The sequence below is a fragment of the Agrobacterium sp. M50-1 genome (assembly GCF_049843495.1).
GTDB lineage: Bacteria > Pseudomonadota > Alphaproteobacteria > Rhizobiales > Rhizobiaceae > Agrobacterium > Agrobacterium radiobacter.
In genome coordinates this window covers 422,905-438,316 of the sequence record NZ_JBBHZH010000001.1, presented here as the reverse complement: position 1 = coordinate 438,316, position 15,412 = coordinate 422,905, and the positions used below count along the sequence as shown (strand labels likewise).

The window sequence follows — 15,412 nt, the reverse complement described above, 5'->3', positions numbered from 1 at the left end:
TACGCGCTTCATCCTTAACGAAGGGTTTGGGAGGCGCCGGCCTGTGTGCCAATATCCTCCACCTTCTTCGGCCCGCGGATGCCATTGAACAGGAAAAGGGCGAGTGGGCTGAGGCGTATCGCCTGATGCAGCATATAGGCCACCAAGGTGGTGGCCACGACGATGATGGCGAATTCCACGATTGGCGGCAGCGCAATCAGGATGAAGAGCGTTCCGAAGGCGTAAATCAATGGATGGTGAAACAGGTAGATGGTGAAGGATGCATCCGTCATGCGTCTGGCAAAGCGGTTTGGCCCGTCGAAATATCGGCAGGCGAGGTCAATCAGCAGACGGCTCGTGGCCACCGCCGCAATTGTCGACACCAGCACCAGCAGGGCCGAATTCGAAAGGGGATTTTGCAGGCGCAGGGTTACCGCGGTTGCGATGGCGCTCGCTGCGACGATGCCGGTGAGAAGACCCGTCTGGCGAAAGCGGTGAAAGAGGGCGCGATCACGGTGTAGCACGGCCCCGACAAGGAAAAATGGCAGGTAGCGCGCATAGGGGTCGGAAGCGCGTTCATAGAGAAGAAAGAAACCGCTTGCGGTCCTTGCCGCAAGCAGGCCGGATCCGTAGATCATCAATTCCCACAAAACCGGAAGGGTGCAGAGCGCTGCGAAAAACAGTGTGACATGTCGCTGCCGCAGGCTGTCGAACCAATCTTTCGCATATGCCAATGGCTTATGTTCCGTAAGAAACAGCAGGCCGGCAAGCAGAATGGAATAGACGATAAGGGCCGGCAGGAACCACAGATGCATGATCCACTGTTCGCTCGGATGCAGCAGGCCTGGTAGGCTCTCCAGCAGCCGGTCGGCCGGGATGTCGCCCTTGGCGACACCGGCCAGTTGCAGCAGGAAAAGCTGCAATGGCCCGAGCAGAAGGACTGCCACAATAAAGGGCACGCCGAGGCGCAGGAAACGCTGCCTGAGCCAGCGCATCTTGCCTTTCTTGCCGATAACCATGATGGAGAAATATCCGGCCACTACAAAAAAAGCCGGCATGCGGAAGGTGGAGAGCGCGGCGCCAAGCGCGCTCAGGAGCGGGCTGGTTTCAAAATCCTTGATGTCCCATGGCAAGGCATGGCTGTAGATGAGGGAGGCGTGATAGGGAATGCCGAGCAGCATGAGGAGAGCCCTGAGCGGGTCCCAGTAATGCTCGTAGTCTGATTTGCCCGGTTGCATTTTTCCCCCGCGCCGCAAACGCGATCAGCAGCGACCAGCACGACTATTGGTGGAAAACGCTAATAAATTCTTCACGCGCCGGAAGGGGTGGGCGGAGCCTTTTTCTTGGGCATAAGGTCAAGGACCAGCGCACAGCCCAAAATGATGATGCCGGCGCCGAAAAGCTGGGGAAGCGAAAGCGGCTCATCCAGCACCAAAGCACCGACGAGAACCGCCACGACGGTGACGGCGAATTCAACGCTGATCGCTTTGGTTGCGCCGATCGAAGAGACCAGCTTGAAATAGGTGATGTAGGTAAGGCCGCTCATGACCACCGCCTGTATCAAAAGATAACCGTAATCGATGAGATCAGGTGTTCTCGGCAGTGGGACCACCAAGAGAAGCGGCAGGGTCATCAGGCCGCCTGTCAGGAATGAGCCTATGGTGATTTCCCAGGAACCCACGCCCTTCAGGTGGCGGCTGGCAAAATTGCTGCCATAGGCCGCGCAGATGCAGGCGGCGACAGCAGCGGCGCAGCCGATGATGAAGGTGGTTGTAACGGGAACGGCGGGAAAACCGACAAGCAGGACTATGCCGGCAAAACCGATAACGAGACCGGCAATGCCCTGACGCGTCAGACGCTCAATACCCCACAGCTGAGAGATGAGCATGGAGAAAAGCGGAATGGTCGCCACCAATATGGCGGCCATGGCGGTGCCGATCTGGGGAGTGGCGTAGGACAGGCCGATCAATTGCCCCGCGACCGTTGTTGCCCCGACAACCGTAAAGGCGCGCCAGCCGGCCGAGAATCTCAGCTTTCGACGCACCGTCCGCGCAATGAGAAAGAGGGCGGCAGCGGTCATGAGTGAACGAAGCGTGACGGCGCCGATCCAGCCGAAGGCTGCTACGACTTGTAAAAGCAGCAGAAAAGAAACTCCCCACGCGAGCGCGAGAAAAATATAGGCGGCGAGATCGCGAGGGGCCATGGAAGCAGTTTCCAGAAAATGATCAGGCTCCCTTATGGAAAGCGCCGAGACCAGTCAACAGCCGGCACACCGGCAATGGCCCGGCCCAAACAAAATCGCCCGTAACGCGGGTTACGGGCGATTGATTTCAGGCTGACAACAAGCGCCTTACGCCTGTTCGTAAACGCCGTGGCAGTGCTTGTATTTTTTGCCGGAGCCGCAGGGGCACATTTCGTTGCGGCCGATACGGCCCCAGGTGGTGGGGTTGTTCGGATCGCGTTCCTCGGCCGGCACGAAATTGACGGGCGTGGGCTGCATGCCCTGCGCCATTTCATCTTCGCCCGTATTGGGGTCGAGGTGATGCGCGGTCATTTCCGGCAGTTCCGGCTGCTGCGGTTCCTGCTGCACCAGTTCCACACGCATCAGCTGGGCGGTAACGGCCTCGCGCAGATTGGCGAGCAGGGCCTGGAACAGTTCAAAGGCTTCCGCCTTGTATTCCTGCAGGGGATCGCGCTGGGCATAACCGCGGAAACCGACGACGGAACGGAGATGATCGAGATTGACGATATGTTCGCGCCACAGATGGTCGATCGTCTGGAGAATGACCGAACGTTCGACATAGGTCATGATCTCGGGGCCGAAACGCTCCGCGCGCTCGGCGGCGTATTTGTCGGCCGCCTCGGTGACGCGCTGGAGAATATCGTCCTCGGCGATGCCCTCTTCCTTGGCCCAGTCCTCTACCGGCAGGTCGAGGTTCAGGAACTGGGCGATGCCGGCCTTGAGGCCTGCAATATCCCACTGTTCGGCATAGGCATTTTCCGGAACATGCTTGGTGACGAGCATCTCGATGACTTCGTGGCGCATGTCGGCTGCGGTTTCGCCGATATTGTCGGCTTCCATCAGCTCGAGGCGCTGATCGAAGATCACCTTGCGCTGGTCGTTCAGCACGTCGTCATATTTCAGAAGGTTCTTGCGGGTCTCGAAGTTGCGGGCTTCGACCTTCTTCTGGGCGCGTTCCAGCGCCTTGTTGATCCACGGATGGACGATTGCTTCGCCTTCCTTGAGGCCGAGCTTCTGCAACATGCTGTCCATGCGCTCGGAACCGAAGATGCGCATCAGGTCGTCCTGGAGCGACAGGTAGAATTTCGAACGGCCGGGGTCGCCCTGACGGCCGGAACGACCACGCAGCTGGTTGTCGATACGGCGGCTTTCATGGCGTTCGGTGGCGATGACGTAAAGACCGCCGGCGGCGAGCGCCTTTTCCTTCAGCACCTTGATCTCGGCGCGGATGGCCTCTTCCTTGGCGTCAAGCTCCGGACCCGGCTCCATGCCTTCCAGCTCGCGCTCGAGACGCATCTCGACGTTGCCGCCGAGCTGGATGTCGGTACCGCGGCCGGCCATGTTGGTGGCGATGGTGACGGCGCCGGGAACACCGGCCTGCGAAACGATATAGGCTTCCTGCTCGTGGTAACGGGCGTTCAGAACCTGGAAGTCGGAGAAACCGGACTGGCGCAGCATATGCGCAAGAAGTTCGGACTTTTCGATGGAGGTCGTGCCCACCAGAACCGGCTGACCGCGCTCATGCGCCGCCTTGATCTCGGTGATGATCGCCTGGAATTTCTCCTCGCCGGTGCGGTAAACCTCGTCGTCCTCGTCGATACGCTGGATCGGCAGGTTGGTCGGCACCTCGATGACGTCAAGGCCGTAGATGTTGCCGAATTCTTCCGCTTCCGTCGAAGCCGTACCGGTCATGCCGGCCAGCTTTTCATACATGCGGAAATAATTCTGGAAGGTGACGGAGGAAAGCGTCTGGTTTTCCGGCTGGATCTGCACCTTTTCCTTGGCTTCGAGAGCCTGATGCTGACCTTCGGAATAACGGCGGCCCGGCATCATGCGGCCGGTAAACTCGTCGATGATGACGATCTCGTCGTTGCGGACGATGTAGTCCTTGTCGCGGGTGAAGAGCTTGTGGGCCTTCAGCGCGTTGTTGATGTGGTGGACGATGGCGACGTTTTCGACGTCGTACAGCGATTCGCCCTTGAGCAGACCCGCCTGCCGCAGCAGGTTTTCGAGCTTTTCGGTGCCTTCTTCGGAGAAGTTGGCCGAGCGCTGCTTTTCATCGATTTCGTAATCTTCCGGTGTCAGCAGCGGAATGAAGGCGTCGATGGTGTTGTAGAGGTCGGAACGGTCGTCCAGCGGGCCGGAAATGATGAGCGGCGTGCGTGCTTCGTCGACCAGGATGGAGTCGACTTCGTCGACGATCGCGTAGTTGTGGCCGCGCTGCACCATCTGGGCGCGGTCATATTTCATGTTGTCGCGCAGATAATCGAAGCCGAGTTCGTTGTTCGTCGCGTAAGTGATGTCGCAGGCATAGGCCTCGCGGCGCTGGTCGTCATCCAGCCCGTGGACAATGACGCCGGTCGTCAGCCCGAGGAAGCGGTAAAGCCTGCTCATGGTGGCGGCGTCGCGCTGGGCAAGATAGTCGTTGACGGTAACGACATGCACGCCCTTGCCGGCGAGCGCGTTGAGGTAGACCGCAAGCGTCGCTACCAGCGTCTTGCCTTCACCCGTCTTCATTTCGGCGATGGCGCCGCCGTGCAGGATCATACCACCCGTCAGCTGCACGTCGAAGGGACGCATGTGGAGAACACGGCGCGATGCTTCGCGGGCCACGGCAAAGGCCGGGATCAGCAGGTCGTCCAGCGACTTGCCGTCTGCCAGCTGCTGGCGGAATTCGGCGGTCTTGGCCGCCAGCGCCTCGTCGGAGAGCGCCTTGGTGGCCTCTTCAAGCGCATTGATGGCTGCGATCTTGCTTTTATAGGAGCGGACGCGGCGATCATTTGCCGAACCGAACAACTTGCGGGCTATACCGCCGAGACTGACCATCTTACTGGCCCTTTCTGAAATTCCGTTTTGCCGGGCGCTTTTCTCCGTCACGCTGTTTTCAGCACAAATGACGGACTTCGCCCTTCAACGTATCTGGACGCGAGGTTGCGTGACAGATAAGAGGGGGGGCAAATGATGTCAACGGTTCTGCCCGTTACAGAATGGCCACAATCCGGTGTTTGGAAGTTTTTTCAGAGCCGGAAACCATGTCTGGAGCCGGCATTGTCCCCGAAAGGTTCAAAATGTTGCGCTATAATAAAATTGCGGCTGCGGTGATTGTGGCCACGCTCGGCCTCCAGCTTCCGGCTTTCGCACAGGAAGACAAGGTTGTCGCCAAGGTTGGCGATCTGGAAATCCACCAGTCCGAACTCGACCTCGCCATGAGCAACCTCGATCCGCAGCTCGCGCAGCTTCCCGACGAGCAGAAGAAGGTCGCAGCTCTTTCCGGCGCGATCGACGTCAAGCTTCTGGTAAAGAACGCCAGCGCCGAAGGTCTGGAAAAGACTGAAGATTTCAAGAAGCGCATGGAATTCATCCAGGACCGTGAGCTGCACAACGCCTATTTCCGCAAGCACGTGGTCGAAGCTGTCACCAATGATGAGGTGAAGGCGCGCTACGACAAGGAAGTCGCAGCCCTGCCGCAGGAAGAAGAAATCAAGGCCGCGCACATTCTCGTCGCCAGCGAGGACGAAGCGAAAGACATCATCAAGCAGCTTGATTCGGGCAAGGATTTCGCAGCCCTCGCCAAGGAAAAGTCGACCGATTCCAACAAGGATGACGGCGGCGACCTCGGTTGGTTCGGCAAGGGCCGCATGGTGCCGGAATTCGAAGAAGCCGCTTTCGGCCTCGAAAAGGGCGCTTACACCAAGACCCCGGTGAAGACGCAGTTCGGCTTCCACGTCATCAAGCTGGAAGACAAGCGCATCGCCCCGCCGCCGGCTTTCGAGCAGGTCGAGCCGCAGGTTCGTCAGCTTGTCATGCGTGACAAGTACGTTGCCCTCATCGAGAAGGCAAAGGCTGACCAGAAGATCGAAATCATGGATGAGACGCTGAAGAAGGGCTACGACGAAGCCTCGAAGGAACAGCAGGCTCAGCCGCAGCAGTAAAAATTCAGGTTACGGGGCGGCTATGGGCCGCCCCGTTTCATCTCAGGCATTCCCAGATCCTCTTTTCCAGAATTTCAGGCGCTTCCCATGTCCGTTGCCGTTTCCCCGCTCGCTCCGAAATCCTATCCCGACATGCCCGCGCTGCGCGGTGTTCGCATGGCGACGGCCGCCGCCGGTATCAAATACAAGAACCGCACGGATGTTCTCCTGATGGTGTTCGACGCGCCGGCAAGCGTTGCAGGCGTCTTCACCAAATCGAAGTGCCCCTCGGCCCCCGTCGATTTCTGCCGCGCCAATCTCGGTGGCGGTGTGGCGCGTGCCGTGGTGGTCAATTCCGGCAATGCCAATGCTTTCACCGGCCTCAAGGGCAAGGCCGCAACCGAGTTGACGGCGAAGTCCGCCGCCGCCGCCGTCGGCTGCTCCGAAGGTGAGGTTTTCCTCGCATCGACTGGCGTGATTGGCGAGCCGCTGGACGCCACCAAATTCGCCGGTGTTCTGGGCGATATGAACGGCATGGCCGAAGCCGATTTCTGGCAGGAAGCCGCCAAGGCGATCATGACGACCGATACCTATCCGAAGGTCGCGACCCGCACTGCCGAAATCGGCGGCGTCATCGTTACCATCAACGGTATCGCCAAGGGCGCCGGCATGATCGCGCCTGATATGGCGACGATGCTCTCCTTCGTGGTGACGGATGCGGATATCGAGCCCGTCGCCCTGCAATCCCTGCTTTCCGCCGGTGTCGGCCCCACCTTCAATTCCGTGACGGTCGACAGCGACACCTCCACCTCCGACACGCTGATGCTGTTTGCCACGGGTGCTGCGGCTGAAGACGGCCAGGTGAAGGTGACGAGCGCCGATGACGAGCGCCTTGCCGGCTTCCGCGCTAGCCTCAACGATCTTCTGAAGGACCTTGCCTTGCAGGTGGTTCGCGACGGCGAAGGCGCGCGCAAGATGGTGGAAGTTACTGTCACTGGCGCGGAAAACGATGCCGCCGCCAAGAAGATCGCCCTTTCCATCGCCAATTCGCCGCTGGTGAAAACCGCGGTTGCCGGCGAAGACGCCAATTGGGGCCGCGTTGTCATGGCCGTCGGCAAATCCGGCGAAATGGCCGACCGTGATCGCCTCGCCATCTGGTTCGGCGGCGTGCGCGTGGCCGTGAATGGCGAGCGCGATCCCGACTATTCGGAAGCGGAGACCACCGCGGTGATGCGTCTCGAAGACATTCCCGTGAAGGTGGATATTGGTCTCGGTCAGGGCACGGCCACTGTCTGGACCTGCGATCTCACCAAGGAATATGTTGCGATCAACGGCGACTACCGGAGCTGACCGTTGGAGCCGAAGAGAATGCAGGACAACAAGGCCGTTAATCTGCCGCTGGTTCGCCGTCTGGAAGCCGTCAGCTTCCGGGCATGGCCTGCCTCGTCGGTGATTTATGACGGCAGCTGGCAAATCCGCCTGACGGGTTCGCATCCCTCCAAGCGGATCAACTGCGTGGTGCCGCTGGACCCTTCCGACTACGGAAACAGTGCAGTACGGCTGGAAAAGGCGCGTAAGCGTTTCGAAGATTTCGGCAGACCGCTGGTGGTGCGCGAAACGACGCTGATGCCGCCACAGCTCAGGGATTTTCTGGTGAATGACGGCTGGTCCGTGTTCGAAGAGATCATGGTCATGACGGCCGATCTTTCCAGCATGGAACTGCCGGAAACGCTGGTCAGCCTGCCAAGCCACGATATCGGCCGTTTTGTCGAGGCGAGTATCAAGGTGAGCGACGGCGACCCGGCGCTGCGCCCGGCGATTGCGGAAATCGTGAGCTCGATCAAGCCGACGCTTGGCCTCTTTATCAATGAGGAAGTGGAAGGCAATCCGCTCGCGACCGTGATCTGTGTTCAGGATAATGATCTCGCCGGCATTCTCTCGCTCGATGTTGTGAAATCGCAGCGCAAAAAGGGTCTCGGCACGCAGATTCTGTCCTCCGCGCTGCGCTGGGCCAGAATAAGCGGTGCAAAAAGCGCCTGGCTGCAGGTTGATATCGCCAATGCGCCGGCAATCGCCCTTTATGAGAAGTTTGGCTTCTCCGAGGCTTATCGTTATCGCTACTGGCGCAAGGGGGCAGGCGAATGAGCGAAGCGGGCAAAAAAATTCTGCTGGTCGCCGCCTGCGCGCTCCTCGATCAGGATGGCCGCATTCTTCTGGCGCAGCGTCCTGAAGGCAAATCGCTTGCGGGCCTGTGGGAGTTTCCGGGCGGCAAGGTGGAGCATGGCGAGACGCCCGAGGAAACCCTTGTGCGCGAACTGGACGAGGAACTGGGTATCAAAACCAAGGTCGCCTGTCTTGCGCCGCTGACATTTGCCAGCCACACCTATGAGACCTTTCACCTCCTGATGCCGCTTTACGTGTGCCGCCGTTATGAGGGCATTGCGCATGGCCGGGAAGGGCAGGCGCTGAAATGGGTAAAGCCGCAGGCTCTGCGTGATTACCCCATGCCGCCGGCCGATGAGCCGCTCATCCCCTTCCTGCAGGATCTGCTATAAGCTGGCGGCGTGCCGTTTGCGCGCAATTCGGTAGGGATATCAGCCTGTCGAGTACGCACTCGTCGAGTGCGAGGCTGCTCGCCTCAGCATGACGTCATCCTCGGGCCTTTCCCAGCGATCTATCCACCCTTGTAAGATCATTCCGTCACAGCTTCGTGAAAATGCCCTGTTGCCAGCGCTTTGCCGTACCAAAACGGGGCTGTGTTAAGAGATCGTTCAGCACCCTCTGGCAGATTGTTAAGCTAAAGAAGCGGTAAACTGCGCGAGACGAGGTTGGTCATGAACGAGGATTTCTGGAAGACGGTGGAAGGTCGTCATTTGTATTCCAACAAATCCCGTCGCACCGGCGTACTCAATGTGGCGCTGTTGTTCGGCACGGCGGTTATCGCCCTTTCCCTGATCATCACCCCCATGCTTGCCGGAAAATCCACGACGCGCGTCGCGCAGTTTCCCGAAAATTACGACATGATCAGCACGGGCTCCATCAAGAAGACCGATATCGGCAAGACCTATTCCATCCGTCGCAGCATCACCCAGCCGATGCCGGAGATGCCCTGCGTGGTCACGGGTTACAGCAACGAGAGCGGTTGCTGATCGTTTACCATCAACGGTAACGGATTCCTCACGTCATCGACCTAGGATGGTGTTGATTTCAACAGGGCAGATGCCGGTTGTCGAAACGCACCGGATGGTGGATGGGGAATATCCTGTGCCGCATTTTTTTATCAATTTTTGCAAAAACGAAGACGGTGCGACAGCGATTGAATATGGCCTGATCGCGGGGCTGCTTTCCGCCGCCCTCATCGCTGGGGCAGGTGACATCAGCACCAATATCAATGCCGTGTTTCAGTTCATCGTAGACACTTTTGCTAAGTCGAACCCGTAGGGCTGATCGCTCAGAACAGCTTCACCTCTGTTGTCTTCAAGGCATCGGCAAGCCGCACCTTGGCGGAACCGGGCTTTAGCGGTTTCTGCTGGCTTTCGTGTGGCGCCCAGCCTGATACGTAAATAATCGAAAATGTCGCCCTTATCCGCCCGTCAGCATCTGAGTACCGCTCGGCGTAAAGCTCCGCTGCGCGCAGGAAAAAGGCGCGGTTGAGCGGTTTTCTGCTGCGGCTTGCCAGCGGGTTGGCCATACCCATGGCGCGCAGGTCGCGCATCAGCGGGAAAATCGAATCGTAGCGCACCGTGTAGCTTTCCGCATCGGTAACCGGGAGCGCAAACCCGGCGCGCTGCAAAAGCGCGCCGACATCGCGTACATCGGCGAAAGGAATGACACGCGGGCTGGCGCCCCCGGTCAGTTCGGCCTCTGCCGTCAGCAGCACATCGCGCAGTTCCTGCAGGGTGCCGCTGCCGGGAATGGCGCCGAGAAACAGGCCATCCGGTTTTAATGCCCGCCGGATCTGGATCAGCGCGCCGGGGGTGTCGTTGGTCAGATGCAGGGCAAGCGGTGAAACGATGAGATTGGTGGAGGCCTCTTCAAGCGGCAGATGCTCCATGGAAGCAACCTCGGGAACATTCGCATCCGTTGCAAAAGAGCTTTCGGTTTCGATACGGCGAATGGTGTCCACCTTGCCGGTCTCCGCCAGGCGTCGCGCCGTGACGCCGGTTCCGCCATGAAGTTCGATCGCGGTCTCGAACTGGCGCTCGACGATGGCGAGCCTGTCGGCCAGCTCTTCGGCCGCCATATCGAGAAGAAACAGGGCCTTGTCATCGCGTCTGGCCCACGCCCGGTGACGGTTTTGTTCGATCAGGGCCTGGTCAAAGAGAATATCCATCATCTTGCCTGCTCGGCCTTAAGCGCCTTTGGGATCGGCGGGCCGTATCGTTGGTCTCATGCCGCTGCGGGCATCATCTTCCCCGTGTCGGGATAGAACTATCGCTCTCGCAAAGGCACCCGTTCGGCGGTAAAGTCAACCTCATGGGCGCTGGTGAAAGTCTGTTTTCGGGGTTGTTGTCGAGGTCCGCGGCCGTGCCGGCGGCAGTGGGGGACATGTGGCGCGCGGCCTTGCGTATGGTTTACCCGCCAACCTGCGCGGGTTGCACCCGCATGACCGGTGGCGAGGGCGCCTTATGCGCGGATTGCTGGCGGGATGTGGGCTTCATCGGTCGCCCCTTTTGCGAGGTTCTGGGCATTCCCTTCGCGCGGGATCACGGAGACGGTTTTGTGAGCGCGCGGGCCATTGCCGAACCGCCGCCCTTTGACCGGCTGCGTGCCGTCGCAAGCCATGATGGAACCGCCCGCAAGCTCGTGCACCGGCTGAAATATCAGGACCGGACGGATCTCGCCCGCCTGATGGCGCTGTGGATGCTGAGGGCAAGTGACGGGACGGTGGATGCCTGTGATTGCATCGTGCCCGTTCCATTGCATCGTCACCGTTTCCTGCGCCGCCGTTTCAATCAATCCGCCGAGCTTGCGCGGCATCTGGCCAAGGCCGCCGGCAAGCCCTTGCTCGCCGGCGCGTTGCTGCGCGTGAAGCCGACGGAGCGGCAGGTGGGGCTTTCGGCCCTTGCCCGGCGGGACAATATGCGCGGCGCTTTCTCGCTTGCGCCCGGCCGTGAAGGTGATGTCCATGGCAAGCGCGTGGTGCTGGTGGACGACGTCTATACCACTGGTGCAACGGTGGGTGCGGCAAGCCGCGCCCTGCGCAAGGCCGGTGCCGCGGATGTGACGGTTTTGACCTTTGCAATGGCCATTTCCGGCCCTATATGAAACCTGAATGACATGACTTTATCGTGCGTTTTACCGCACGTTTGCGAGGGCTTTGAAAACATGGCACCGGTAACGATCTATACGCGGGATTTTTGTGGTTATTGCGCGCGCGCCAAGGCGCTGCTGGACAGCAAGGGCGTGGATTACGCCGAATATAACGCCACGACGACACCGGAATACCGGCAGGAAATGATCGAAAAATCCGGCGGCACAACGTTCCCGCAAATCTTCATCAACGGCGAGCATGTGGGCGGTTGTGATGATCTGCACGCGCTGGAGCGCGCCGGTAAGCTGGACGCGCTGCTGGCCGCCTGATCGGCCCGATTTGCGGGCATGGAGGATGTGATGAGTTTCAAGGCTGCCGCCATTCAGATGCGTTCCGGCGTCGATCCGGCAAAAAACGCCGTCGATATGGAACGGCTGGTGCGTGCGGCTGCAGCCGAGGGCGCCGTTTATGTGCAGACCCCGGAAATGACGGGCGCCATCCAGAAGGACAGGCAGGCGCTGCGCGCGCAATTGCGGGATGACGATGGCGATATCATCGTTGCGACGGCCGCGCGTCTCGCCCGTGAACTCGGTATTCATGTCCATGTCGGCTCGACTGCGATTGCCCGGCCGGATGGCAAGATTGCCAATCGCGGTTTTCTCTTCGCGCCGGATGGTTCGCGCATCTGCAGCTATGACAAGATCCATATGTTCGATGTCGATCTCGACAATGGTGAAAGCTGGCGCGAAAGCGCTGCTTATCAACCCGGCGAAGTCGCGCGCATTGCCGAACTTCCGCTGGCGAAATTCGGCTTTGCAATTTGTTACGACGTCCGTTTTCCGCAGCTTTTTCGCGCTGAAGCGCTGGCCGGTGCAGAGGTTCTGACGGTTCCGGCGGCGTTCACCAGGCAGACGGGGGAGGCGCATTGGGAGATCCTGCTGCGCGCCCGCGCCATCGAAAATGGCGCTTTCGTCATTGCTGCCGCGCAGGCCGGCGTGCATGAGGACGGGCGCGAGACCTTTGGCCATTCCATCATCATCGATCCCTGGGGCAAGGTTCTGGCCATTGCCGGCGGCGCCGGAGAAGAGATCATCTTCGCCGAGATCGACACGTCGATGGTGGCGGCTGCGCGTGGCAAAATTCCCAATCTGCGCAATGCCCGCGAGTTCGGGCTGGACACTGTCATTCCCCTGAAACCTGCCGGAGGTGAAGCGGCGTGATCCGTTATGCGCTGGCCTGTGAAAAGGGCCATGAGTTCGAAGGCTGGTTTGCCGGTAGCGACGATTTCGACAATCAGTTGCAGCGCGGTTTCCTGTCCTGCCCGGTCTGCAATTCCGTGCAGGTATCAAAGCTATTGATGGCGCCTTCGGTCTCTACCGCCCGCAAGAAAGACGAACGACAGACGCTCGCCATGGATACGGCCAGAAAAGAGGCGATGGCGAAAATCCGCGAGGCTGTCGCCAATATCCGCGCCAGTGCCGAGGATGTCGGCGATAAATTTCCCGAAGAGGCGCGCAAAATCCATTATGGCGAAGCGGATGAGCGCGGCATCATCGGCAATGCCTCTGCGCAGGAAGCCAGGGCCCTGCTGGATGAGGGTATAGAGATCGCGCCGCTGCCGGTCTTACCTGATGACGTCAACTGAATTTCTTTAGAATGACATCACTCAGATCGCGCCCGGCGTTAGCCTTACGCCGGTCGTTTCGCCAGCATCATGTAGTTGACCTCCATGTCAGGTGAAAGATTCCAGCGGTCCTGCAGCACGTTGTAAAAGACGCCGGTGCGGTGGATGATATCCATGCCGCTTGCCACCAGCGGCCTCTCGAGTTCTTCCGGACGAACGAGCTTTTCATATTGATGAGTGCCGCGCGGCAGCCAGCGCAGCACGTTTTCGGCGGCGAAGATTGCCAGTGCCCGGGCTTTGAGCGTGCGGTTGATGGTGGCCGCGAACATCAATCCGCCAGGCCGCACCATCTTCGCGCAGGTGGTGACGAAGAGATCGACATTGGCCACATGCTCGACCACCTCCATGTTGAGGATGACGTCGAAGGTTTCGCCGGCTTCCTGCAACTGTTCGGCGGTCACGGCGCGGTAGTCAACGCTTATCCCGCTTTCGCGGGCGTGGGTGGAAGCGATGCCGATATTCTTTTCCGAGGGATCGGCGCCCACCACATCCGCGCCCATGCGCGCAACGGGTTCGGAGAGAAGGCCGCCGCCGCAGCCAATATCCAATATGCGCAGCCCTTCCAGCGGGCGGTGCGCCTTCGGGTCGCGGCCGAAATTGTCGCAGATGCGGTTGCGGATATATTCGAGCCGCACCGGATTGAACTTGTGCAACGGGCGGAACTTGCCGGTCGGGCTCCACCATTCCGCAGCCATCGCGGAGAAGCGATCCACTTCGCTCTGGTCGACGGTCGTCTGTGCGGTTTCGCTCATGGTTCTGCTCCATATTGCTGTTGCATTGAAGTCGGATGATTGCCCCCCGAAGTCAAGACCGGCCGTCCATTCCGGCGGTAATTTGTCGGGCGCTCATTGCCGCAGGTGGAACTGATACGCCCCCTCATTTGTTTCATGCTGCGTTCATGCAGCAGCGCGTATTTTCCGATCGTGGCAGTATGCGGAACGCATACTCGTCCATCGAAAATGGTGGATGCCGACAAGGGCAAAGCGGGCCTTTGCTTGAGGAGAAAGAAGTGAAGAAAAAACTGTTTGGCGCAATTGCGCTGGTGGCCATGCTCGCCGCGCCGGCACTTGCCGAGGCTGCGACTCGCGGTTTCGCCACCGCGAATGTGAATATGCGCTCCGGCCCGAGCACGGCCTATCCGGCTGTTGTGGTGATCCCGAATGGCGCGCCGCTCACCGTCCACGGCTGCCTTTCCGATACGCCCTGGTGTGACGTCTCGTTTGTGGGCGGTCGCGGCTGGGTGGCCGGGCGTTACATTGCCACGACCTACCGGCAGAACCGGGTCTATGTCGAGCCGCGTTATTACCGCGATCTTGGCGTGCCGGTGATCACCTTCGAGGTCGGCCGTTATTGGGACCGCTATTATCGCGACCGCGACTTCTACCGCGAGCGCGACCGCTGGCGTCGTCCGCCGCCATCAGGCGGTTACTGGAACGCCCCGCCGCCGAGCGCCGGATGGGATCGCCCGCGTCCGCGTGACGAGTGGCGTGACGGACGCCGGGACGACTGGCGCGATGGTCGCCGCGACGAGTGGCGTGATCCCCGTCAGGGCGGTGGCCCCAATGACGGACGTTGGGAACGTCGTTACGGCGACTGGAACCAGGGTGACAGAAATCAGGACAGACCGCGTCGCGATGACGATCGCCGGCGCTGGGAAGATGAAAACCGGGATCGTAATCGCGATCGCCAGCCAAATCAGAATGAGGGCCGGCTCCCTGCCGAGCGCCGCCAGTGGGATGACCCGCGCCGTGCGCCTGCATCAGAAGATCTTCGTGATGGCTGCCGGGTCGGTGATCCCGGTTGTAGCCCGCGCTAAACAGATGAAGCCCGGCGAGATTTCGTCGGGCTTTTTCATTGGTGGCTGCAGCTTGATGTCGCCAGCCCTTATTTCGTGGCGGCAGCCTTGCGGGCACGGCTCTTGGGTTTTGCCGGGGCTTCCGCTTCCGATGCGTTTTCGACAGTCGCGGCCTTGGGAGCGGCCTTCTTGCGCGTTGCGGGTTTTGTCGCTTCCGATGTCTTCAGCAGCGAAAATTCATGTTTTGCCTGTTCCCAGTGGTGCGCGTCACGACCTTGGGGATGGCCTTCCTTTTCCCAGAGTGTATATGCCCGTTTGCTGATCCATTCGTGTTCCGAAACCTGCATGCTCGTCTCCCGTTGCTGTTTACAGCGCCTTTGAGAAGGCGACATTTCGCTTGGTCCGGCACACGCTCGACAGGAATCAATGCCGGCATTTCCAGACCCATTACATGCCATGATTTTCCGGGCGTCAAGCAAACATGCTGCATTGCGAAATCGGATTTTTGGCATTTTCTGCCCGTTAAAGCGGTTTGAGCGAAAGACGT

The 15,412-nt window shown here is 59.8% G+C and carries 17 protein-coding genes; 11 read left to right on the top strand and 6 right to left on the bottom strand.

Translation table 11 applies throughout. From position 1 onward, the window contains the following. Positions 1-14 precede the first annotated feature (14 nt). From mdoC to secA, 3 genes are all read right to left on the bottom strand, one after another. Positions 15-1,217 (bottom strand): glucans biosynthesis protein MdoC, encoded by a 1,203-nt coding sequence (mdoC, locus tag WDZ78_RS01900; RefSeq protein ID WP_081629668.1) that lies wholly within the window; start codon positions 1,215-1,217, stop codon positions 15-17. A gap of 71 nt (positions 1,218-1,288) precedes the next feature. After that, on the bottom strand, positions 1,289-2,182 hold the full coding sequence (locus WDZ78_RS01895) for a DMT family transporter (RefSeq protein ID WP_425672163.1): 894 nt from the start codon (positions 2,180-2,182) through the stop codon (positions 1,289-1,291). A gap of 147 nt (positions 2,183-2,329) precedes the next feature. Beyond that, the gene (gene secA, locus WDZ78_RS01890; RefSeq protein WP_425672162.1) at positions 2,330-5,047 is read right to left on the bottom strand and encodes a preprotein translocase subunit SecA; all 2,718 of its coding nucleotides are present in this window, start codon (positions 5,045-5,047) and stop codon (positions 2,330-2,332) included. Between the two features lie 242 nt (positions 5,048-5,289). Here secA and WDZ78_RS01885 point away from each other — a divergent pair, with 242 nt between their 5' ends. The 6 genes from WDZ78_RS01885 (at position 5,290) to WDZ78_RS01860 (ending at position 9,573) form a co-directional block, all read left to right on the top strand. Continuing rightward, the gene (locus WDZ78_RS01885) at positions 5,290-6,153 is read left to right on the top strand and encodes a peptidylprolyl isomerase (RefSeq protein ID WP_026364016.1); all 864 of its coding nucleotides are present in this window, start codon (positions 5,290-5,292) and stop codon (positions 6,151-6,153) included. Positions 6,154-6,240: 87 nt separating this feature from the next. Next, positions 6,241-7,482, top strand: coding sequence for a bifunctional glutamate N-acetyltransferase/amino-acid acetyltransferase ArgJ (argJ, locus tag WDZ78_RS01880; protein WP_425672161.1), 1,242 nt, complete (start codon positions 6,241-6,243; stop codon positions 7,480-7,482). Positions 7,483-7,500: 18 nt separating this feature from the next. Next, positions 7,501-8,277, top strand: coding sequence for a GNAT family N-acetyltransferase (locus WDZ78_RS01875; protein ID WP_425672160.1), 777 nt, complete (start codon positions 7,501-7,503; stop codon positions 8,275-8,277). Then, positions 8,274-8,687: an 8-oxo-dGTP diphosphatase MutT gene (gene mutT / locus WDZ78_RS01870; protein WP_020012084.1), complete on the top strand. Its 414-nt coding sequence runs from the start codon at positions 8,274-8,276 to the stop codon at positions 8,685-8,687. The genes WDZ78_RS01875 and mutT overlap by 4 nt, the downstream gene beginning before the upstream one ends. Before the next feature lie 279 nt (positions 8,688-8,966). Beyond that, positions 8,967-9,281, top strand: a complete 315-nt coding sequence (locus WDZ78_RS01865) for a hypothetical protein (protein WP_020012083.1) — start codon at positions 8,967-8,969, stop codon at positions 9,279-9,281. A 70-nt stretch (positions 9,282-9,351) separates the two neighbouring features. Then, the gene (locus WDZ78_RS01860) at positions 9,352-9,573 is read left to right on the top strand and encodes a Flp family type IVb pilin (RefSeq protein WP_020012082.1); all 222 of its coding nucleotides are present in this window, start codon (positions 9,352-9,354) and stop codon (positions 9,571-9,573) included. Between the two features lie 10 nt (positions 9,574-9,583). On the opposite strand, the gene WDZ78_RS01855 is transcribed toward WDZ78_RS01860, so the two are convergent. After that, on the bottom strand, positions 9,584-10,465 hold the full coding sequence (locus WDZ78_RS01855) for a methyltransferase domain-containing protein (RefSeq protein WP_425672392.1): 882 nt from the start codon (positions 10,463-10,465) through the stop codon (positions 9,584-9,586). A gap of 143 nt (positions 10,466-10,608) precedes the next feature. On the opposite strand from WDZ78_RS01855, the gene WDZ78_RS01850 reads away from it, so the two are divergent. The 4 genes from WDZ78_RS01850 to WDZ78_RS01835 are packed head-to-tail and all read left to right on the top strand — an operon-like array spanning position 10,609 to position 13,031. Then, on the top strand, positions 10,609-11,400 hold the full coding sequence (locus WDZ78_RS01850) for a ComF family protein (protein ID WP_425672159.1): 792 nt from the start codon (positions 10,609-10,611) through the stop codon (positions 11,398-11,400). 60 nt (positions 11,401-11,460) lie between these two features. Further along, positions 11,461-11,715 carry a glutaredoxin 3 gene (grxC, locus tag WDZ78_RS01845; RefSeq protein ID WP_020012079.1) on the top strand — a complete coding sequence of 85 codons (255 nt, stop codon included), beginning with the start codon at positions 11,461-11,463 and terminating at the stop codon, positions 11,713-11,715. Positions 11,716-11,745: 30 nt separating this feature from the next. Beyond that, positions 11,746-12,606, top strand: coding sequence for a carbon-nitrogen hydrolase family protein (locus tag WDZ78_RS01840; protein ID WP_425672158.1), 861 nt, complete (start codon positions 11,746-11,748; stop codon positions 12,604-12,606). Next, on the top strand, positions 12,603-13,031 hold the full coding sequence (locus WDZ78_RS01835) for a DUF1178 family protein (RefSeq protein ID WP_077985146.1): 429 nt from the start codon (positions 12,603-12,605) through the stop codon (positions 13,029-13,031). Before WDZ78_RS01840 ends, WDZ78_RS01835 begins: the two co-directional genes overlap by 4 nt. A 44-nt stretch (positions 13,032-13,075) precedes the next feature. Here the strand turns inward: WDZ78_RS01835 and ubiG are convergent, their stop codons facing one another. Next, positions 13,076-13,822, bottom strand: coding sequence for a bifunctional 2-polyprenyl-6-hydroxyphenol methylase/3-demethylubiquinol 3-O-methyltransferase UbiG (gene ubiG / locus WDZ78_RS01830; RefSeq protein ID WP_425672157.1), 747 nt, complete (start codon positions 13,820-13,822; stop codon positions 13,076-13,078). A 257-nt stretch (positions 13,823-14,079) separates the two neighbouring features. Here ubiG and WDZ78_RS01825 point away from each other — a divergent pair, with 257 nt between their 5' ends. Then, positions 14,080-14,886: an SH3 domain-containing protein gene (locus WDZ78_RS01825; protein ID WP_306957041.1), complete on the top strand. Its 807-nt coding sequence runs from the start codon at positions 14,080-14,082 to the stop codon at positions 14,884-14,886. 68 nt (positions 14,887-14,954) lie between these two features. On the opposite strand, the gene WDZ78_RS01820 is transcribed toward WDZ78_RS01825, so the two are convergent. Then, positions 14,955-15,212, bottom strand: a complete 258-nt coding sequence (locus WDZ78_RS01820; protein WP_020012075.1) for a DUF2934 domain-containing protein — start codon at positions 15,210-15,212, stop codon at positions 14,955-14,957. Between the last annotated feature and the right edge of the window lie 200 nt (positions 15,213-15,412).